Source organism: Paraburkholderia sp. BL25I1N1 (genome assembly GCF_003002025.1).
Classification (GTDB): Bacteria; Pseudomonadota; Gammaproteobacteria; order Burkholderiales; family Burkholderiaceae; genus Paraburkholderia.
The window spans coordinates 251,396-268,665 of record NZ_PVZB01000006.1 but is presented as its reverse complement, the minus strand read 5'-3'; the positions used below and the strand labels follow the sequence as shown (position 1 = coordinate 268,665).

Annotated in this window: 13 protein-coding genes; 9 read left to right on the top strand and 4 right to left on the bottom strand. The window is 63.7% G+C overall.

What is annotated here, in order from left to right; translation table 11 throughout:
* Positions 1-95 precede the first annotated feature (95 nt).
* Genes betA through betI form a run of 3 tightly spaced genes read right to left on the bottom strand, consistent with a single transcriptional unit; the run spans position 96 to position 3,893 of the window.
* Positions 96-1,781: a choline dehydrogenase gene (betA, locus tag B0G73_RS11750; protein ID WP_106280843.1), complete on the bottom strand. Its 1,686-nt coding sequence runs from the start codon at positions 1,779-1,781 to the stop codon at positions 96-98.
* 12 nt (positions 1,782-1,793) lie between these two features.
* Positions 1,794-3,263 carry a betaine-aldehyde dehydrogenase gene (betB, locus tag B0G73_RS11745; protein WP_106280841.1) on the bottom strand — a complete coding sequence of 490 codons (1,470 nt, stop codon included), beginning with the start codon at positions 3,261-3,263 and terminating at the stop codon, positions 1,794-1,796.
* A 42-nt stretch (positions 3,264-3,305) separates the two neighbouring features.
* Positions 3,306-3,893, bottom strand: coding sequence for a transcriptional regulator BetI (gene betI, locus B0G73_RS11740; protein WP_106280839.1), 588 nt, complete (start codon positions 3,891-3,893; stop codon positions 3,306-3,308).
* A 305-nt stretch (positions 3,894-4,198) separates the two neighbouring features.
* Between betI and fdhA the strand changes: the two genes are divergently transcribed.
* Positions 4,199-5,398 carry a formaldehyde dehydrogenase, glutathione-independent gene (fdhA, locus tag B0G73_RS11735; protein ID WP_106280837.1) on the top strand — a complete coding sequence of 400 codons (1,200 nt, stop codon included), beginning with the start codon at positions 4,199-4,201 and terminating at the stop codon, positions 5,396-5,398.
* Positions 5,399-5,589: 191 nt separating this feature from the next.
* On the opposite strand, the gene B0G73_RS11730 is transcribed toward fdhA, so the two are convergent.
* Positions 5,590-6,585, bottom strand: a complete 996-nt coding sequence (locus B0G73_RS11730; RefSeq protein ID WP_106280835.1) for a GlxA family transcriptional regulator — start codon at positions 6,583-6,585, stop codon at positions 5,590-5,592.
* A gap of 442 nt (positions 6,586-7,027) precedes the next feature.
* Between B0G73_RS11730 and B0G73_RS11725 the strand changes: the two genes are divergently transcribed.
* From B0G73_RS11725 to B0G73_RS11690, 8 genes are all read left to right on the top strand, one after another.
* On the top strand, positions 7,028-8,302 hold the full coding sequence (locus B0G73_RS11725; RefSeq protein WP_106280833.1) for a serine hydroxymethyltransferase: 1,275 nt from the start codon (positions 7,028-7,030) through the stop codon (positions 8,300-8,302).
* An 18-nt stretch (positions 8,303-8,320) separates the two neighbouring features.
* Complete coding sequence (locus tag B0G73_RS11720) at positions 8,321-9,292, top strand: dipeptidase (protein ID WP_106280831.1); 972 nt, start codon at positions 8,321-8,323, stop codon at positions 9,290-9,292.
* Between the two features lie 53 nt (positions 9,293-9,345).
* Entirely contained in the window at positions 9,346-9,882 is a 537-nt protein-coding gene (locus B0G73_RS11715; protein WP_106280829.1) for a DUF5943 domain-containing protein, read from the top strand.
* A gap of 47 nt (positions 9,883-9,929) precedes the next feature.
* Complete coding sequence (locus B0G73_RS11710; protein WP_106280827.1) at positions 9,930-11,993, top strand: NADH:flavin oxidoreductase; 2,064 nt, start codon at positions 9,930-9,932, stop codon at positions 11,991-11,993.
* Positions 11,994-11,995: 2 nt separating this feature from the next.
* Positions 11,996-13,909, top strand: coding sequence for a (Fe-S)-binding protein (locus tag B0G73_RS11705; RefSeq protein ID WP_106280826.1), 1,914 nt, complete (start codon positions 11,996-11,998; stop codon positions 13,907-13,909).
* A gap of 4 nt (positions 13,910-13,913) precedes the next feature.
* Positions 13,914-15,098 (top strand): electron transfer flavoprotein subunit alpha/FixB family protein, encoded by a 1,185-nt coding sequence (locus tag B0G73_RS11700; protein ID WP_106280921.1) that lies wholly within the window; start codon positions 13,914-13,916, stop codon positions 15,096-15,098.
* Entirely contained in the window at positions 15,095-15,871 is a 777-nt protein-coding gene (locus tag B0G73_RS11695; protein ID WP_106280824.1) for a drug:proton antiporter, read from the top strand. Before B0G73_RS11700 ends, B0G73_RS11695 begins: the two co-directional genes overlap by 4 nt.
* A 73-nt stretch (positions 15,872-15,944) precedes the next feature.
* Entirely contained in the window at positions 15,945-17,258 is a 1,314-nt protein-coding gene (locus B0G73_RS11690; RefSeq protein ID WP_106280822.1) for an aromatic ring-hydroxylating dioxygenase subunit alpha, read from the top strand.
* Positions 17,259-17,270 lie beyond the last annotated feature (12 nt).

The following is a 17,270-nucleotide window of genomic DNA, read 5'->3' as shown; positions in this document are numbered from 1 at the left end:
TGAGGCCGCACTATCCGGCTTTTGCCAGACACTGACAATCGAGGATAAGTTGCGCGCGGGTAAAGAAAATCTTATGCGCGGGCAACGGCGTCACGTCAAACGGTCGCGGTCTCCCGCTTTCTGGACGCCACGCCATTCGCCACGAAGTAGGGCGTATCCACCCGCGCCAGCGGTTCGCGTCCACGAATCCGGTCGGCGATCTTCTCGGCCAGCATGATGGTCGGCGCGTTCAGATTGCCGGTCGTGATGCGCGGCATGATCGACGCGTCCACCACGCGCAGCGCTTCCATGCCGTGCACGCGGCCCTCGTTATCGACCACGGCCATGTCGTCGTAGCCCATCTTGCATGAACATGACGGATGAAACGCCGTCTCCGCGCGCATGCGCACGAACGTGTCGAGCTGTTCGTCGGTGGTCAGTTCGGCGCCGGGATTCAGTTCGCGGCCGCGATAACGGTCGAGCGCCGGTTGCCGCATGATCTCGCGCGTGATGCGGATGCCGTCGCGAAACTCGCGCCAGTCGAGGGGATCGGCCATGTAGTTGAACAGGATGCTCGGATGCGCGTTCGGATCGCGCGACGTGAGCTTCACGCGGCCGCGGCTCGGCGAGCGCATCGAACCGACGTGCGCCTGGAAGCCGTGCATCTTGATGGCGTTCGACCCGTTGTAATTGATCGCGACCGGCAGGAAGTGATACTGAATGTTCGGCCACAGATCGTCATCGCGCGTGCGGATAAAGCCACCGGCCTCGAACTGATTGCTCGCGCCGATTCCCGTGCCCTTGACCAGCCATTCGAGTCCGATAGCCGGCTGATTCCACCACTGCAACGCCGGATAAAGCGAAACCGGCTCCTTGCACTCGTACTGGATATACATCTCCAGATGGTCCTGCAAGTTTTCGCCGACACCGGGCAGATCGTGAACGAGTGGCACGTCGAGTTCGCGCAGCCACGTGGAACGGCCCACGCCCGAGCGTTGCAGCAACTGCGGCGACGCGATCGCGCCGCTGCACACGAGCACCTCGCGGCGCGCCTGCGCATTCACCGCATTGCCGTGATGCAGATACGCGACGCCGACCGCGCGCTTGCCGGAGAACAGCACGCGATCCGTCACGGCATGTGTGACGATGGCGAGATTCGGCCGCGACTTCGCGCGATCCAGATAACCGCGCGCCGTGCTGGCGCGCCGGCCGTTCGCCGTGACCGTGCGATCCATCGGGCCGAAGCCTTCCTGTTGATAGCCGTTCAGATCGTCGGTGCGTGGAAAGCCGGCCTGCACACCGGCTTCGACCATCGCGGCGAAGAGCGGATTATTGCCGGGCTTGCTGGTGGTCACGTGCACCGGGCCGTCGCCGCCGTGATAGGCGTTCGCGCCCGCATCGCGCGTTTCCGCCTTGCGGAAATACGGCAGACAATCCAGATAGGTCCAGTTTTCCAGACCGGCGTGCGCGGCCCAGCCGTCGTAATCGAGCGCATTGCCGCGGATATAGCACATGCCGTTGATCAGCGACGATCCGCCGAGCCCCTTGCCGCGCCCGCATTCCATGCGCCGGTTGTTCATGTGCGGCTCGGGGTCCGTTTCGTACGCCCAGTTGTAGCGCCTGCCTTGCAGCGGAAAGGCGAGCGCGGCCGGCATCTGCGTGCGGAAGTCGAAGCGGTAGTCGGGGCCGCCTGCTTCGAGCAGCAGCACGGTCACGTCCGCGTCTTCGGTCAGGCGCGAGGCGAGCACGTTACCCGCCGAACCCGCGCCCACGATGATGTAATCGTATTCGTTCGCAGCCATCGCGCGCTCTCCTCAGAACACCGGTTGATACGGGCCGAGTTCGACCTGCACGGACTTGATGCGCGTGTAGTGCTCGAGCGTGGTGATGCCGTTTTCGCGCCCCACGCCCGATTGCTTGTAGCCGCCCACCGGCATTTCCGCGGGCGATTCGCCCCACGTGTTGATCCAGCAGATGCCGGCTTCCAGTCGATGAATCACGCGATGCGCGCGCGCCAGGTTCTCGGTCACGACGCCCGCGGCAAGACCATAAGCGGTGTGGTTCGCGCGCGCGATGGCTTCGTCTTCGTCGTCGAAAACGAGAATGCTCATCACCGGCCCGAAGATTTCTTCGCGCACGATGCGCATGTCGTCATGGCAGTCGGCAAAAACCGTCGGCTCGACGTACTGGCCGTTGCCGAAGTGGCCTTCGGTGAGACGCTTGCCGCCTGCCACGAGCCGCGCGCCTTCCTGCTTGCCGCTTTCGATATAGCCCAGCACCTTGTGCAATTGCGCGGCGCTGATCAGCGGCCCGAAGTTGGTGGCCGCGTCGGTGGGCGCGCCTACGCGAATGCGCTTGACGCGTTCCAGCACCAGCGCTTCGAAGCGTTCGAGCACGCCGCGTTGCACGAATACGCGTGTGCCGTTGGTGCAGACCTGGCCGGAGCTGAAGAAGTTGGCGCTCATCGCGATGTCGGCGGCGCGTTCGAGATTGGCGTCGTCGAACACGAGCAGGGGCGACTTGCCGCCGAGTTCCATCGTCACTTCTTTCAGCGACGAGGCGCCCGCCATCGACATCACCTTCTTGCCCGTTTCCACGCCGCCGGTGAACGAAATTTTCTCGATGTCGGGATGCGCGGCGAGCATCGCGCCGACGCGTCCGTCGCCTTGTACGACGTTGAACACGCCTGCGGGGACGCCGGCTTCGGTATAGATCTCGGCGAGCTTCAGCGCCGATAGCGGCGTGATCTCGCTCGGCTTGAAGATCATCGCGTTGCCGGCCGCGAGCGCGGGCGCCGACTTCCAGCACGCGATCTGAATCGGGTAGTTCCATGCGCCGATGCCCGCGCAAACGCCGAGCGGTTCGCGCCGCGTATAGACGAACGACGTGGGCCGCAACGGAATCTGCTGTCCCTCGATCGCAGTGGCAAGCCCCGCGTAGTACTCGATCACGTCCGCGCCGGTGACGATATCCACCGCGAGGGTTTCCGCGATCGGCTTGCCGGTGTCGCGCGTTTCGAGTGCGGCGAGTTCGTCGTTGCGCTCGCGCAGAAGCTCGACGGCGCGGCGCAGAATGCGCGAACGCTGCATGGCCGTGAGCGCGGCCCATTCGCGTTGGCCTTCCTGCGCGGATCGTACGGCGCGATCGACGTCGGCCGCCGAGGCCCGCTGCACGCTCGCGAGCGTTTCGCCGGTGGCGGGGTTGAGCGTGTCGAAAGTTTCGCCGCTGGTGGCGTCGACGTACACGCCGCCGATATAGAGACGTTGCGTTGCGAATACCGCCATGACTAACTCCTTTCTGAATGTGTCGCCGATCTGATCCTGTGCTTACTCGTGCGATGCGAGGACCAGATCGATATAGTCGTTGGCCACGCGCAGCGCGGCTCTGGTGTCGAACGGCTCGCCCGAGAGCGCGCCGCGCAGCCACAGGCCGTCGATCAGCGCCGCGAGGCCGCTCGCCGCACGGCGCGCCGCGGCACGCGGCATGGCTTTGGAAAAATCCGCGCACAGATTCGAGTTCAGGCGGCGCGTGTTTACGTACTGCAGCCGCCGCAATGCCGGCTTGTGCATGCTCTCGGACCAGAACGCGAGCCAGGTTTTCATGACCGGGCCGCTGGTCTGTTCGGCGTCGAAATTCGCGGCGACCACCGCGCGTAACTTCGAGCGCGGATCCGCTTTCGCCGCGCGGCGCCTGCGTGACGTGGCCTGCCACAAGTCGCGCAGCACGTGACGCATGGTGGCTTCGAGCAAACCGTCCTTGTCGCCGAAATAGTGGCTGACGATGCCGGTGGAAATGCTCGCGCGCTGCGCGACCGAAGCCAGCGTGGCCCCCGCGAGACCGGTCTGGTCGATCGTGTGGAGCGTGGCGTCGATCAACTGCGCGCGGCGGATTTCGCGCATTCCGAGTTTGGGCATGGTGCGGGCGCTGTTGCTGGCGTTGGGTGCTGGCGTTGACTGCGGGCGGACTGCGTTAAACGAAAGCAATCCGTCCACGTGGATTCGAACGACCATGTTAGGTTTTTTATATTGAACGGTCAATCAATAAAAAGCCATCTGCGGCAGGATGGGCAAGGGCTCCGCTCACCGTGTCGGTTCCGGCCAAACCCATGTCGCGTTCGGCACATGCGCCTGGTTCACCGGGCGCTACGCTCGTTGAACGGCGTGCTTTTTGACAAACCGGGCGAACCGGGCGCGCCGCTCACAAGACATGGAGACAGACAATGAGCAGCAATCGCGGCGTTGTGTATCTGGGGCAGGGCAAGGTGGAAGTGCAGTCGATCGACTTTCCGAAGATGGTCGATCCGCGTGGCCGGTCGATCGGTCACGGTGTGATCCTGAAGGTGGTGAGCACGAATATTTGCGGCTCCGATCAGCACATGGTGCGTGGCCGCACGACCGCCGAAGTCGGCCTCGTGCTCGGCCACGAGATTACCGGCGAGGTGATCGAAGTGGGCCGCGATGTCGAAACGCTCAAGATAGGCGATCTCGTTTCGGTGCCGTTCAACGTGGCCTGCGGACGCTGTCCGACCTGCAAGGCGCAGCATACCGGCGTGTGCCTGAACGTGAATCCGTCGCGGGCCGGTGGCGCTTATGGTTACGTGGACATGGGCGGCTGGATCGGCGGCCAGGCCGAATACGTGCTGGTGCCGTACGCCGACTTCAATCTGCTGAAATTCCCCGATCACGCGCAGGCCATGGCGAAAATCCGCGACCTCACGTGTCTGTCCGACATTCTGCCGACCGGCTACCACGGCGCGGTGATGGCAGGCGTGAAGCCCGGCGCCACCGTGTATATCGCGGGCGCGGGTCCGGTGGGTATGGCGGCGGCTGCTTCGGCGCGCTTGCTGGGCGCGGCCTGCACGATCGTCGGCGATATGAACGAGGAGCGTCTCGCGCACGCGCGCAAGATGGGCTTCCAGACCATCGATCTGTCGAAGGACGCCACGCTCGGCGAGCAGATCGAGCAGATTCTCGGCAAGCCTGAGGTGGACTGCGCGGTCGACTGCGTCGGCTTCGAAGCGCACGGCCACGGCAGCAGCGGATCGCACGAGGAAGCGCCGGCCACCGTGCTCAACTCATTGATGGAGATCACCCGGGCCGCCGGCGCGATCGGCATTCCAGGCCTGTACGTCACGGACGATCCGGGCGCCGCCGACGCCGCCGCGCGCAAAGGCAGCCTGAGCATCCGTTTCGGTCTGGGCTGGGCCAAGTCGCACTCGTTCCATACCGGGCAGACGCCGGTCATGAAGTACAACCACAATCTCATGCAGGCCATCTTGTGGGACCGTTTGCCGATTGCGGATATCGTCAACGTGACCGTGGTGTCGCTCGACCAGGCGCCTGATGGTTATCGTCAGTTCGATGGCGGCGCGCCGAAGAAGTTTGTGATCGATCCGCATGGCTTGCTGAAGGCGGCTTGATCGTGGCTTGAGCGCGGCATGAAGTGGCGGCGGGACTGCATGCGCAGTCTCGCGCAGCGCTGCGCCGTCGTCGGGCGGAAAGGTGAATAGCCGAAACCGCTGGCCTGCAAAAAACGCGTTGACCGGAAAACCGCTCAACGCGTTTGTATTTGCGGCGGCTGCGCACTCAAGCCGTCAATCTATCAATCGCCTCAAGCCGCCAGCACCGGCACTGCCGCGAGCGATGGCGCCTGCTTGCGCCGCTCGCGCGTCGGCGCCGTGCCGAACGCGTCGCGATAGCTCTTCGAGAAATGGCACGCCGACTGGAAGCCACATGCCATCGTGATGTGCATGATCGACATATCGGTTTGCAGCAACAACTCGCGCGCGCGCCGCAGACGCAGCGTCAGGTAGTAGTGCGTCGGCGTCATGCCCAGATGTTCGCGGAACAGGCGCTGCAATTGGCGTTGCGACATGCCGGCGAGGCGCGCGAGTTCTTCGCGCGAGAGCGGCTCCTCGATGTTGTTCTCCATCAGCGAGATCACTTCGAAGAGCGACTTGTTGGCCGAGCCGAGTCGCGCCACCAGCGGCATTTTCTGTTGCGCGCTGGTGTCGCGCACATGTTCGACGATGAACTGCTCGGCGATCTGCGTGACGCGTGCCGTGCCAACGCGTGGCGCGATAAGGTTCAGCATCATGTCGAGCGGCGCCACGCCGCCGGTACACGTGACGCGATCGCGATCGATCACGAACAGTTCTTTCAGAAAGCGCGTGTCGGGAAACTCTTCCTTGAGCGCCGACATGTTCTCCCAGTGAATCGCACAAGCATAACCCGCCAGTAACCCGGCTCGCGCCAGCGCGTAGGTGCCGGTGCACAGGCTGCCGAGCACGCAGCCCAACCGCGCGAAACGGCGCAACGCGGAAAGATGGGCGGGAGTGGTGGCGCGCTGCACGTCGATGCCGCCGACCACGAACACGATGTCCGGCTGCCCGACGCATTCGACCGGTCCCGTATCGACCGACAAACCGTTGCTGGCCGTGACCGGGCCGCCGTCGGGACTCACGATCGACCAGCGGTAAAGCGTTTGGCCCGTGAGGTAGTTCGCCATGCGCAGGACTTCGATCGCGTTGGTGAACGCAATCATGGTGAAGTTGGGAACCGGCATGAAAGCGAAATGCGACAACGACGCCGTGCGATCGGTGGACATGAGAGGAATGATTCCTTCGAATCTGTAATGTCACGTCGCCGTGGGGAGCAGCGACTTCTTTAATTTTGATGACTATGGCAACTACCGTGCCATCAGGCTAAACCCTCGGTTAGCCCGTATACGGCTCGGATAACTAAACAGATGGCACCAGAACAGAGCCGTACGGGTCCGCTTGCGCACCTGAAGCGCGCACGGCGTTCGCGTGCAGTGCAGCATGAACGCGCGTTCTGCACGCTCGTTCGGTCAAGGGAGGGAGCGCGGCAGCGCCGACTTGTGAAAAAAGGACGCATATGGCGGAAAAGGCAAAGAACGCGTCTGAATTCATAAATTGGCGGGCGAGGCGAGCGTCAAGAATAGACGCAATGCACACCGGTAGTAGCAGGGGCCAGGCAAAGCCCAGACGCGGCTTCCGGCCTTCCGTCAACGACTCCACGGACCTTCCATGTCGAACCCGAATCCTTTCTTCGAAGCAACGCTCGCCACGCGCGATACAGCGGTGCGCGGCGCTATTCTGAAAGAGCTCGAGCGCCAGCAGTCGCAAGTCGAACTGATCGCGTCGGAAAACATCGTGTCGCGCGCGGTGCTCGAAGCGCAGGGCTCGGTGCTGACCAACAAGTATGCGGAAGGCTATCCGGGAAAGCGTTACTACGGCGGTTGCGAATACGCCGACGTGGTCGAAACGCTGGCGCTCGACCGCATCAAGCAACTGTTCAACGCGAAATTCGCCAACGTGCAGCCGCATTCCGGCGCCCAGGCGAACGGCGCGGTGATGCTCGCGCTGGTGAAACCGGGCGACACGGTGCTCGGCATGTCGCTCGACGCCGGCGGCCACCTCACGCACGGCGCCAAGCCGGCCATGTCGGGCAAGTGGTTCAACGCGGTGCAGTACGGCGTGAATCGCGACACGATGCTGATCGATTACGAGCAGATCGAAGAACTCGCGCAGCAGCACAAACCCGCGTTGCTGATCGCCGGCTTTTCGGCTTATCCGCGTGCGCTGGATTTTGCACGACTGCGCGCGATCGCCGATAGCGTCGGCGCAAAGTTGATGGTGGATATGGCGCACATTGCCGGGATCATCGCGGCGGGGCGTCACCAGAATCCGGTCGAGCATGCGCACGTGGTGACGTCGACCACGCACAAGACGCTGCGCGGTCCGCGCGGCGGCTTTGTGCTGACGAATGACGAAGACATCGCGAAGAAGATCAACTCGGCCGTGTTCCCTGGCTTGCAGGGCGGTCCGCTCATGCATGTGATCGCCGGCAAGGCGGTCGCGTTCGGCGAAGCGCTGGAACCGGGCTTCAAGACCTACATCGACAGCGTGCTCGCGAATGCGCAGGCGCTCGGCGAAGTGCTCAAGGCGGGCGGCGTCGATCTGGTCACGGGCGGCACGGATAACCATCTGCTGCTGGTCGATCTGCGACCCAAGGGCCTGAAAGGCAACCAGGTCGAGCAGGCGCTGGAACGCGCGGGCATCACCTGCAACAAGAACGGCATTCCCTTCGATACCGAGAAGCCGACGATCACTTCAGGCATCCGCCTGGGTACACCCGCGGGCACCACGCGCGGCTTCGGCGTCAGCGAGTTCCGCGAAATCGGGCGGCTGATCGTCGAGGTGCTCGACGCGCTGCGCGACCAACCCGAAGGCCATGCCGCCACCGAACAACGCGTGCGCCGCGAGATTTTCGCGCTGTGCGAACGCTTCCCCATCTACTGAGTACGCCTGGAGCACACGATGAGCACATTGCACGACAACAGCATCATCATCGACGGTCTGAACATTTCGAAGTTCGAGCGCTCGGTGTTCGAGGACATGCGCAAGGGCGGCGTGACCGCGGTGAACTGCACGGTCTCGGTCTGGGAAAGCTTCCAGAAGACCGTCGACAACATCGCCGAGATGAAGCAGCAGATTCGCGAGTACGGCGAGATTCTCACGCTGGTGCGCACCACGGACGACATTTTCCGCGCGAAGAAAGAGAACAAGACAGGCATCATTTTCGGTTTCCAGAACGCGCATGCTTTCGAGGACAACCTCGGCTATATCGAGGCGTTCAAGGACCTCGGCGTGAACGTGGTGCAGCTTTGCTACAACACGCAGAACCTCGTGGGCACCGGTTGCTATGAGCGCGACGGCGGCCTGTCGGGCTATGGCCGCGAGGTGATCCAGGAGATGAACCGCGTCGGCATCATGGTCGATCTCTCGCATGTGGGCGGTAAGACTTCTTCTGAGGCGATCGCCGCGTCGAACAAGCCCGTGTGCTACTCGCATTGCTGTCCGTCCGGTCTGAAAGAGCATCCGCGCAACAAGAGCGACGAGCAACTGAAGGAGATCGCCGACGCGGGCGGTTTCGTCGGCGTGACGATGTTCGCACCGTTCCTCAAGCGCGGCCCGGATGCGACCGTCGAAGACTATATCGAAGCGATCGAGTACGTGGTGAATCTGATCGGCGAAGACCAGGTCGGCATCGGCACCGACTTCACGCAAGGCTACAGCACGGAGTTCTTCGACTGGATCACGCACGACAAAGGCCGTTATCGCCAGTTGACGAACTTCGGCAAGGTGGTGAATCCGGAAGGCATCCGCACGATCGGCGAGTTTCCCAACCTGACGGCCGCGATGGAGCGCGCCGGCTGGAGCGAGACGCGCATCAAGAAGATCATGGGTGAAAACTGGGTACGGGTGTTTGGCGAAGTCTGGAAGGTGTGACCTTCCAGCGCTGCTGAAACCCCACTCGCACACATAAAAACCGGAGCCTCCACATGCAACCTCAACTGCCTATCGACGTCGATGCGAACACCGGCGTCTGGACCACCGACGCGCTGCCCATGCTGTACGTGCCGCGCCATTTCTTCACGAACAACCACACTGCCGTGGAAGAAGCGCTCGGCCTCGACACGTATGCCGAGATTCTCTACAAGGCCGGCTACAAGTCCGCGTATTTCTGGTGCGACAAGGAAGCGAAGCAGCACGGCCTTGCCGGCATGGCGGTGTTCGAGCATTACCTGAAGCGTCTGTCGCAGCGCGGCTGGGGCATCTTCACGATCACCGAAGCCGATCCGTCGAGCTCGCACGCGCGCATCGAACTGCATCACTCGTCGTTCGTGCTGGCGCAGCCGGACAAGGTCGGCAAGCTTTGCTACATGTTCGCCGGCTGGTTCGCGGGCGCGATGGACTGGGTCAACGACACCGCGCCGGACGCGTCGCGCAAGGGCCCGCCGTCGCATTCGAGAGAAGCGCAATGCGCGGCCGAGCACCACGACCACTGCGTGTTCGAAGTGTCGCCGCTGGCTTCCTGAGCGCGCACGGCACCGCAAAAAAGCACTCCATTCCGAGGTCGATCGCAATGCGTTACCCGAACCTTTTCAAGCCTCTCACGCTGAACAAGCTGACCTTGCGCAACCGCATCGTCAGTACCGCGCATGCGGAGGTCTATGCGGAGCCGGGCGGCTTGCCCGGCGACCGCTACATCCGTTACTACGAAGAAAAGGCCAAGGGTGGCGTCGGCCTCGCGGTGTGCGGCGGCTCGAGCCCGGTGTCGATCGACAGTCCGCAAGGCTGGTGGAAGTCGGTGAATCTGTCGACCGACAAGATCATCGATCCGCTCGCGCGGCTTGCCGAAGCCATGCACACGCACGGCGCGAAAATCATGATTCAGGCCACGCACATGGGACGCCGTTCCGCGTTTCATGGCGAGCATTGGCCGCATCTGATGTCGCCGTCCGGTGTGCGTGAGCCGGTGCATCGCGGCAACGCGAAGATCATCGAAGTCGAGGAAATTCGCCGCATCATCAGCGACTTCGCGGCCGCCGCGAAACGCGTGAAAGATGCGGGCATGGACGGCGTGGAAATCTCGGCGGCGCATCAGCATCTGATCGACCAGTTCTGGAGCCCGCGCACCAATTTTCGCACCGACGAGTGGGGCGGCTCGCTCGAAAACCGCCTGCGCTTCGGCACGGAAGTATTGAAGGCCGTGCGTGAAGCAGTCGGCGCGGACTTCTGCGTCGGCCTGCGCATGTGTGGCGACGAGTTCCATGAAGACGGGCTCGATCACGAACAACTGAAGGAAATCGCCCAGGCGATGAGCGAAACCGGCCTGATCGATTACCTCGGCGTAATCGGCTCGGGTGCGGACACGCATAACACGCTCGCCAACTGCATGCCGCCGATGGCGCTGCCGCCCGAACCGTTCGTGCATCTCGCGGCTGGCATCAAGTCGGTGGTGAAGCTGCCGGTCATGCACGCGCAAAGCATTCGCGACGCGGGCCAGGCGGAACGCTTGCTCGCCAGCGGCATGGTCGATCTGGTCGGCATGACGCGCGCGCAAATTGCGGATCCGCATATGGTCATCAAGATTCGCGATGGCCGCGAGGACGAAATCAAGCAGTGCGTCGGCGCGAATTATTGCATCGACCGCCAGTACAACGGGCTCGACGTGCTGTGCGTGCAGAACGCCGCGACCTCGCGTGAAGAAACGATGCCGCACGTGATCGCCAAAACGCGCGGGCCGAAGCGCAAGGTGGTGGTGGTCGGCGCGGGCCCGGCGGGACTCGAAGCGGCGCGCGTGGCGAAGTCGCGCGGCCATGACGTGGTGCTGTTCGAGAAGAATGACTACGTCGGCGGCCAGATCATGCTGGCCGCGAAAGCGCCGCAGCGCGAACAGATGGCGGGCATCGTGCGCTGGTTCGACATGGAGACGAAGCGCCTCGGCGTGGACCGGCGCCTCGGTGTCGCCGCCGACGAGAAAACCATCATGGCCGAGAAGCCGGACATCGTCGTGCTCGCCACGGGTGGTTCGTCGTTCACGTCGCAAGTGGCGGCGTGGGGCGTCGACGAAGGCCTCGCCGTGAGTTCGTGGGATGTGCTCTCGGGCAAGGTCGAGCCGGGCAAGAACGTGCTGGTGTACGACGGCGTGAGCACGCATGCCGGCGCGGGCGTGGCCGACTTCATGTCGAGCCGCGGTTCGAACGTCGAGATCGTGACGCCGGACGTGAAGGTTGCCGACGATGTGGGCGGCACCACCTTCCCGATCTTCTACCGCCGGCTCTACGCGCAAGGCGTGATCCATACGCCGAACTACTGGCTCGATAAGGTCTACGAGGAAGACGGCAAGAAGATCGCCGTGATCCGCAACGAGTACACCGAAGAGCAGGAAGAGCGCGCGGTCGATCAGGTGGTGATCGAGAACGGCAGCACGCCGAACGACGAGCTGTACTGGAAGCTCAAGCCGGAGTCGGTGAATCGCGGCCAGGTGGACGTGCATAAGCTGTTCGCCTCCGAGCCGCAACCGTCTTTGAGCGAGGAACTCGGCAATGGCCGCTTCCTGCTGTTCCGTGTCGGCGACTGCATTTCCATGCACAACATTCACGGCGCGATTTACGACGCGCTGCGCCTTTGCAAGGATTTCTGACGATGAGCCCCGTGTTTGTCATCACCGTCCTGCTGTGGTTGTCGGTGGCGGGTCTGGCGTTCGCGCTCGTCAAACGCGCCGCGTATTGGCGCGAAGGCCGCGCGACGGCGGCGGGCGCGTACGGCTGGACCAATCTGCTGTCGATTCCCAAGCGCTACTTCGTGGATCTGCATCATGTGGTGGCGCGCGATCCGTACATCGCCAAAACGCACGTGGCGACCGCGGGCGGCGCGATTCTCGCGATGGCGCTGGTGTTCGTCAATTACGGTCTGGCGATCTACTCGCCGTGGCTCGACAAGCTGATCTTTCTCGCCGCGCTCGTGATGCTGGTCGGCGCAGTGTTCGTCTGGCGTCGCCGTCATGGTGCGAAAGCGGTGCCGGCGCGGCTCTCGCGCGGACCTTGGGATCATCTGCCGCTGTTGCTCGGCTCGTTCGCACTCGGTCTCGCGCTGTTCATCGCGCTGCCTGCCGGTGCGATGTCCGGCGCGCTTGCGATCATCGTCGCGCTGCTAATCGCGACGGGCGCGTTTGCGATGACGTTCGGCGCGGCGCGCGGCGGGCCGATGAAGCACGCGCTCGCTGGTCTGCTGCACCTTGCGTTTCATCCGCGTCAGGAGCGTTTTGCGGAGCGCAATGACAACGACGTGGTGCCGCCTACGGCATTGAAAGCGCCGCTGCTCGACGCGAAAGAATACGGCGTCGGCAAGCCGGTCGAGTTTCGCTGGAATCAGTTGCTCAGTTTCGATGCGTGCGTGCAGTGCGGCAAGTGCGAAGCGGCCTGTCCGGCGTTCGCCGCCGGTCAGCCGCTCAATCCGAAGAAGCTGATTCAGGATCTGGTCACGGGCATGGTGGGTGGCACGGACGCGGAATACGCGGGCAGTCCCACGCCGGGCATTCCGCTCGGCAAGCATGCCGGCGCGCCCGACAGGCCGCTCATCTCGACGATGATCGAAGCGGACACGCTGTGGTCATGCACGACCTGCCGCGCGTGCGTGCAGGAATGCCCGATGCTGATCGAACATGTGGACGCGATCGTCGATATGCGCCGCAATCAGACGCTGGTGGAAGGCAGCGTGCCGGGCAAAGGCCCGATCACGCTCGCGAATCTGCGCGAGACGGGCAGTGCGAACGGCTACGACATCGGCGCGCGTTACGACTGGGCCGTCGATCTGCAGGTGCAGGTCGCGCAGCCGGGACGTCCGGTGGACGTGCTGCTGATTGCCGGCGAAGGCGCGTTCGACATGCGCTATCAGCGCACGCTACGCGCTTTGGTCAAGGTGCTGAATCGCGCGGGCATCGACTATGCGGTGCTGGGCGGCGTGGAAACCGATACCGGCGACACGGCCCGGCGTCTTGGCGACGAGGCCACCTTCCAGCAACTCGCACTGAAGCTGATCGGCACGCTCTCGCAGTACTCGTTCCGCAAGATCGTCACCGCCGATCCGCACGTGCTGCACAGCCTGCGCAACGAGTATCGCGCGCTGGGCGGTTTCTACGAAGTGCAGCACCACACGGCGCTGATCGAGCAACTGGTCGCGAGCGGCAAGCTGACCCCGCGCGCGGTCGCCGCTTTCGCGGACCGCAAGATCACGTATCACGACCCGTGCTATCTGGGCCGCTATAACGGTGAGACCGAAGCGCCGCGCAAGCTGTTGAAGACCATCGGCATCAAGGTCGTGGAGATGGAGCGCAACGGCATGCGCGGACGCTGCTGCGGCGGTGGCGGCGGTGCACCCTTGACCGATATTCCGGGCAAGCGGCGTATTCCGGATATCCGTATCGACGACGCGAAAACGGTCGGCGCGGAGATCGTCGCGGTGGGCTGTCCGAATTGCACGGCGATGCTCGAAGGCGTGGTGGGGCCGCGTCCGGAAGTGCTGGATGTCGCCGAACTGGTTGCAGCGGCGCTGGAGTAACGCGATGAACACGCTCAAACGAATCGATCCGCGCCGTCCGTTCACGATCACGGCAGACGGACTCAAACGCATCACGCTCGGCGTAGTGGGTGCTGCCGGTTCAATGGAAACGGCCACGCACGGCGCTGGCGCCTCGCACCGCGAACAGGCCAAACCGCGCCGCACCACGGCGGCACCGCAGCGCGTGATACTCGTGGCCGCGCATGCGGACCGTGGCGCGTTGGACGACCACGCGCGGCAGACATTGGCCGGCGCGGCGCTGATTGCCGACGCCGCGACTGAAGTCGTGCTGCTGGTATTCGGCGAATTCAACGGCGATGCTGCCGCGCTCGGCGCCGACAAACTGATCGAGTTGCCGATGTTCGACCGCCGCAATTTTGCGCCGCTGGACGAATTGAACGCGCTGGCTGCGTGCGTCGCGGCGTACGCGCCGGTGCACATTTTCCTGCCGGACAACGCAACCGGCGACGGCGATCTCGGCCGCCGTTATGCCGCCGCCGCGAATGCAAGCGTGGCGGCGCATGTCGTCGAGATCGATGCCGCGCATGTGGCGAGCTATGTTCAAGCGAATACAGCGTTCGCCTCGCGCGCTTTGCCCGAGGTGGTGCTGCTCGCGCCCAACGCAGTGGATGCAAAGCTGCCGTTTGTCGGTGCGGGCGAACGCGTCATGTGGCGTTTCGACGGCGAACCTGCGTCGCAGCAGCAAGGGCACGGCACAGCGCGCGATCTCGGCATCGAGGAAATCGACGCCGCGCAACTCGCGCTCGAAGAAGCGGATTTCATCGTCTCGGCCGGCAACGGCGTGAGCGACGTGCCGGCGTTCGAGCGTCTTGCGGTCACGCTGGGCGCGGCAATCGGCGCGAGCCGCGTTGCTGTCGACGACGGCAAGTTCACCCGCGACAAGCAGATCGGCGCGACCGGCAAGACCGTCGAGGCAAGCGTCTATATCGCGTTCGGCATTTCCGGCGCGGTGCAGCATCTGCAAGGCATCAAGGATTGCCGGCATGTGATCGCGGTGAACCTCGACGCCAGCGCGCCGATCGCCAAACGCGCGAATCTCACGGTGATCGCGGACGCACAGGAAACCATCGCGGCGCTCAACGAAGCGGCGGCTGCGGCGCGCACGGCACGCGGAACCGGTGCCGCGCTGCTGAATTCAACGGCTGTGGCCGAAGGAGCGCTGGCATGAAGATCGCCGTCCTCGTTTCCGTGGGCCGTCATCCGGTGAGCGGCACCGCGCGCTACAGCCGCAACGACGCCGCCGCGCTGACTCTCGCGCTCTCGCTTGCCAGAACGCACAACGCAACGCTCGACGTGTTGCATGCGGGCGATCCGTCTAATCCTGCGTTGAAGGAATATCTGGCACTCGGCGCACGCTCAGTCGAAGTGCTCGAAATAGCCGCAACGCCTGAATTGCAGACCGACGCAGCGGCGCCGCTCGTCGCGCGTCTGCGCGGCTACGACCTCGTACTGACCGGCACGCGCGCGGAAGGCGCGTTCGACAGCGGCATGCTGCCGTATCGCGTCGCCAATGCGCTGGAAATGCCCCTGGTCGGCGCGGCCGTCGACATCACGCTGCGCGACGGCTGCGCGGAAGTCCGCCAATTCATGCCGAAGGGTTTGCGCCGCCGCGTGGAAGTGCGGCTGCCCGCGCTGATCGCCGTGCATCCGCTCGCCAACGCCGCACCGACCTACGCCTATGCGCGCTTGCGCGAAGGCACGATCCGCCCGGTTGCGGCGCCTGCCGCCGCCAACCCCGACGACCTCGCCTGGACCGTACGCCCGGCAGCCGCCAAACCGGTGCGGCTCGCCGCGGCCGAAAAGCGCTCCGGCCACGCCCGCATGCTCTCGGCCACGACGACCGAAAGCCGTGGCGGCAGCGTCGTAATTGAAGGAAGTTCTGTCGAAAAAGCACAAGTGATCCTGGCGTATTTGCGCGAGCATCAACTCGTGGATTACTGATTTCCGGTTCGGGCCAGCACGCGTCCAGGAGGGCCTGGCGCGGCGCCAGACGTGACATGCAACGGAGCACACAATGAAAGTTTCGGCAGACGTTCGCGCAATGATCGAACGCCGCAAAAAGAATTACACGCTGGAAGCGCCGTTCTACACGAGCGAGGATATTTTCGCGCTCGACATGGACGCAATCTTCCGGCAACACTGGATCCAGGTTGCGGTGGAACCGGACGTGCCGGAACCGGGCGATTACATCACGGTGGAAATCGGCAACGATTCGATCCTGATCGTACGCGACGACGACATGCAGGTGAGGGCGTTTCACAACGTCTGCCGCCATCGCGGCGCGCGCCTGTGCAATACCGACAAAGGCTCGCTCGGCAATATCGTCTGCCCGTATCACAGCTGGACCTACAACCTGAACGGCGACCTGATGTTCGCCGAACACATGGGCGATCAGTTCGACCGCTGCAAACACAGCCTGAAGTCCGTGCATGTCGAGAATCTGGCGGGCCTCATTTTCATTTGCCTCGCCGATAATCCGCCGACCGACTTCGCCGTGATGCGTGCCGCGATGGAACCGTATCTGCAGCCGCACGATCTGGCCGGATGCAAGATCGCGGCCTCGATCGACATTATCGAAGACGGCAACTGGAAGCTCACGATGGAGAACAATCGCGAGTGCTATCACTGCGTCGCGAACCATCCCGAGCTGACCATTTCGCTCTACGAATACGGCTTCGGCTATCAACGCACGCCGGCCAACGAAGAGGGCATGGCCGCGTTCGAAGAGACCGTGGCGCGCCGTACCGCGCAATGGGAGGCGATGAAGCTGCCGTCGGCGGAAATCGAACGGCTGGCGGATCTGGTCACGGGTTTCCGCACACAACGCCTGCCGCTCGATCGCGACGGCGAATCGCAAACGCTCGACGCGAAAGTGGCGTCGAAGAAACTGCTCGGCGGCTTCGAGCAGGCCGACCTCGGCGGACTGTCGTTCTGGACGCAGCCGAATTCGTGGCATCACTTCATGAGCGATCACATCGTCAGCTTCTCGGTGATTCCGCTCTCGGCCGGTAAGACGCTGGTGCGCACCAAGTGGCTCGTTCATAAGGACGCGCGCGAAAGCATCGATTACGACGTGAACAACCTCACAGCCGTGTGGCGCGCCACCAACGACCAGGATCGCGCGCTCGTCGAATACTCGCAGCGCGGCGCGACCAGCAGCGCGTATGAGCCGGGCCCGTATTCGCCGTTCACGGAAGGGCTCGTCGAGAAGTTCTGCGAGTGGTACATCGCGCGCATGGCGGATTACAGCAATGCGCCCCAAACCCACGACGCCGGCGATACCGCGCCGGCCTCGCATGGCGAAAAAGTCGTGTCCTTCATGCGCTGAGCGCGACGCTGC

Bases quoted from the DNA above. Each gene is read 5' to 3' on its own strand.
- betA (WP_106280843.1), bottom strand. From the start codon at position 1,781: ATGGCTGCGAACGAATACGATTACATCATCGTGGGCGCGGGTTCGGCG.
- B0G73_RS11720 (WP_106280831.1), top strand. From the start codon at position 8,321: ATGAGCACATTGCACGACAACAGCATCATCATCGACGGTCTGAACATT.
- fdhA (WP_106280837.1), top strand. From the start codon at position 4,199: ATGAGCAGCAATCGCGGCGTTGTGTATCTGGGGCAGGGCAAGGTGGAA.
- B0G73_RS11715 (WP_106280829.1), top strand. From the start codon at position 9,346: ATGCAACCTCAACTGCCTATCGACGTCGATGCGAACACCGGCGTCTGG.
- betI (WP_106280839.1), bottom strand. From the start codon at position 3,893: ATGCCCAAACTCGGAATGCGCGAAATCCGCCGCGCGCAGTTGATCGAC.
- B0G73_RS11690 (WP_106280822.1), top strand. From the start codon at position 15,945: ATGAAAGTTTCGGCAGACGTTCGCGCAATGATCGAACGCCGCAAAAAG.
- B0G73_RS11710 (WP_106280827.1), top strand. From the start codon at position 9,930: ATGCGTTACCCGAACCTTTTCAAGCCTCTCACGCTGAACAAGCTGACC.
- betB (WP_106280841.1), bottom strand. From the start codon at position 3,263: ATGGCGGTATTCGCAACGCAACGTCTCTATATCGGCGGCGTGTACGTC.
- B0G73_RS11705 (WP_106280826.1), top strand. From the start codon at position 11,996: ATGAGCCCCGTGTTTGTCATCACCGTCCTGCTGTGGTTGTCGGTGGCG.
- B0G73_RS11725 (WP_106280833.1), top strand. From the start codon at position 7,028: ATGTCGAACCCGAATCCTTTCTTCGAAGCAACGCTCGCCACGCGCGAT.
- B0G73_RS11695 (WP_106280824.1), top strand. From the start codon at position 15,095: ATGAAGATCGCCGTCCTCGTTTCCGTGGGCCGTCATCCGGTGAGCGGC.
- B0G73_RS11700 (WP_106280921.1), top strand. From the start codon at position 13,914: ATGAACACGCTCAAACGAATCGATCCGCGCCGTCCGTTCACGATCACG.
- B0G73_RS11730 (WP_106280835.1), bottom strand. From the start codon at position 6,585: ATGTCCACCGATCGCACGGCGTCGTTGTCGCATTTCGCTTTCATGCCG.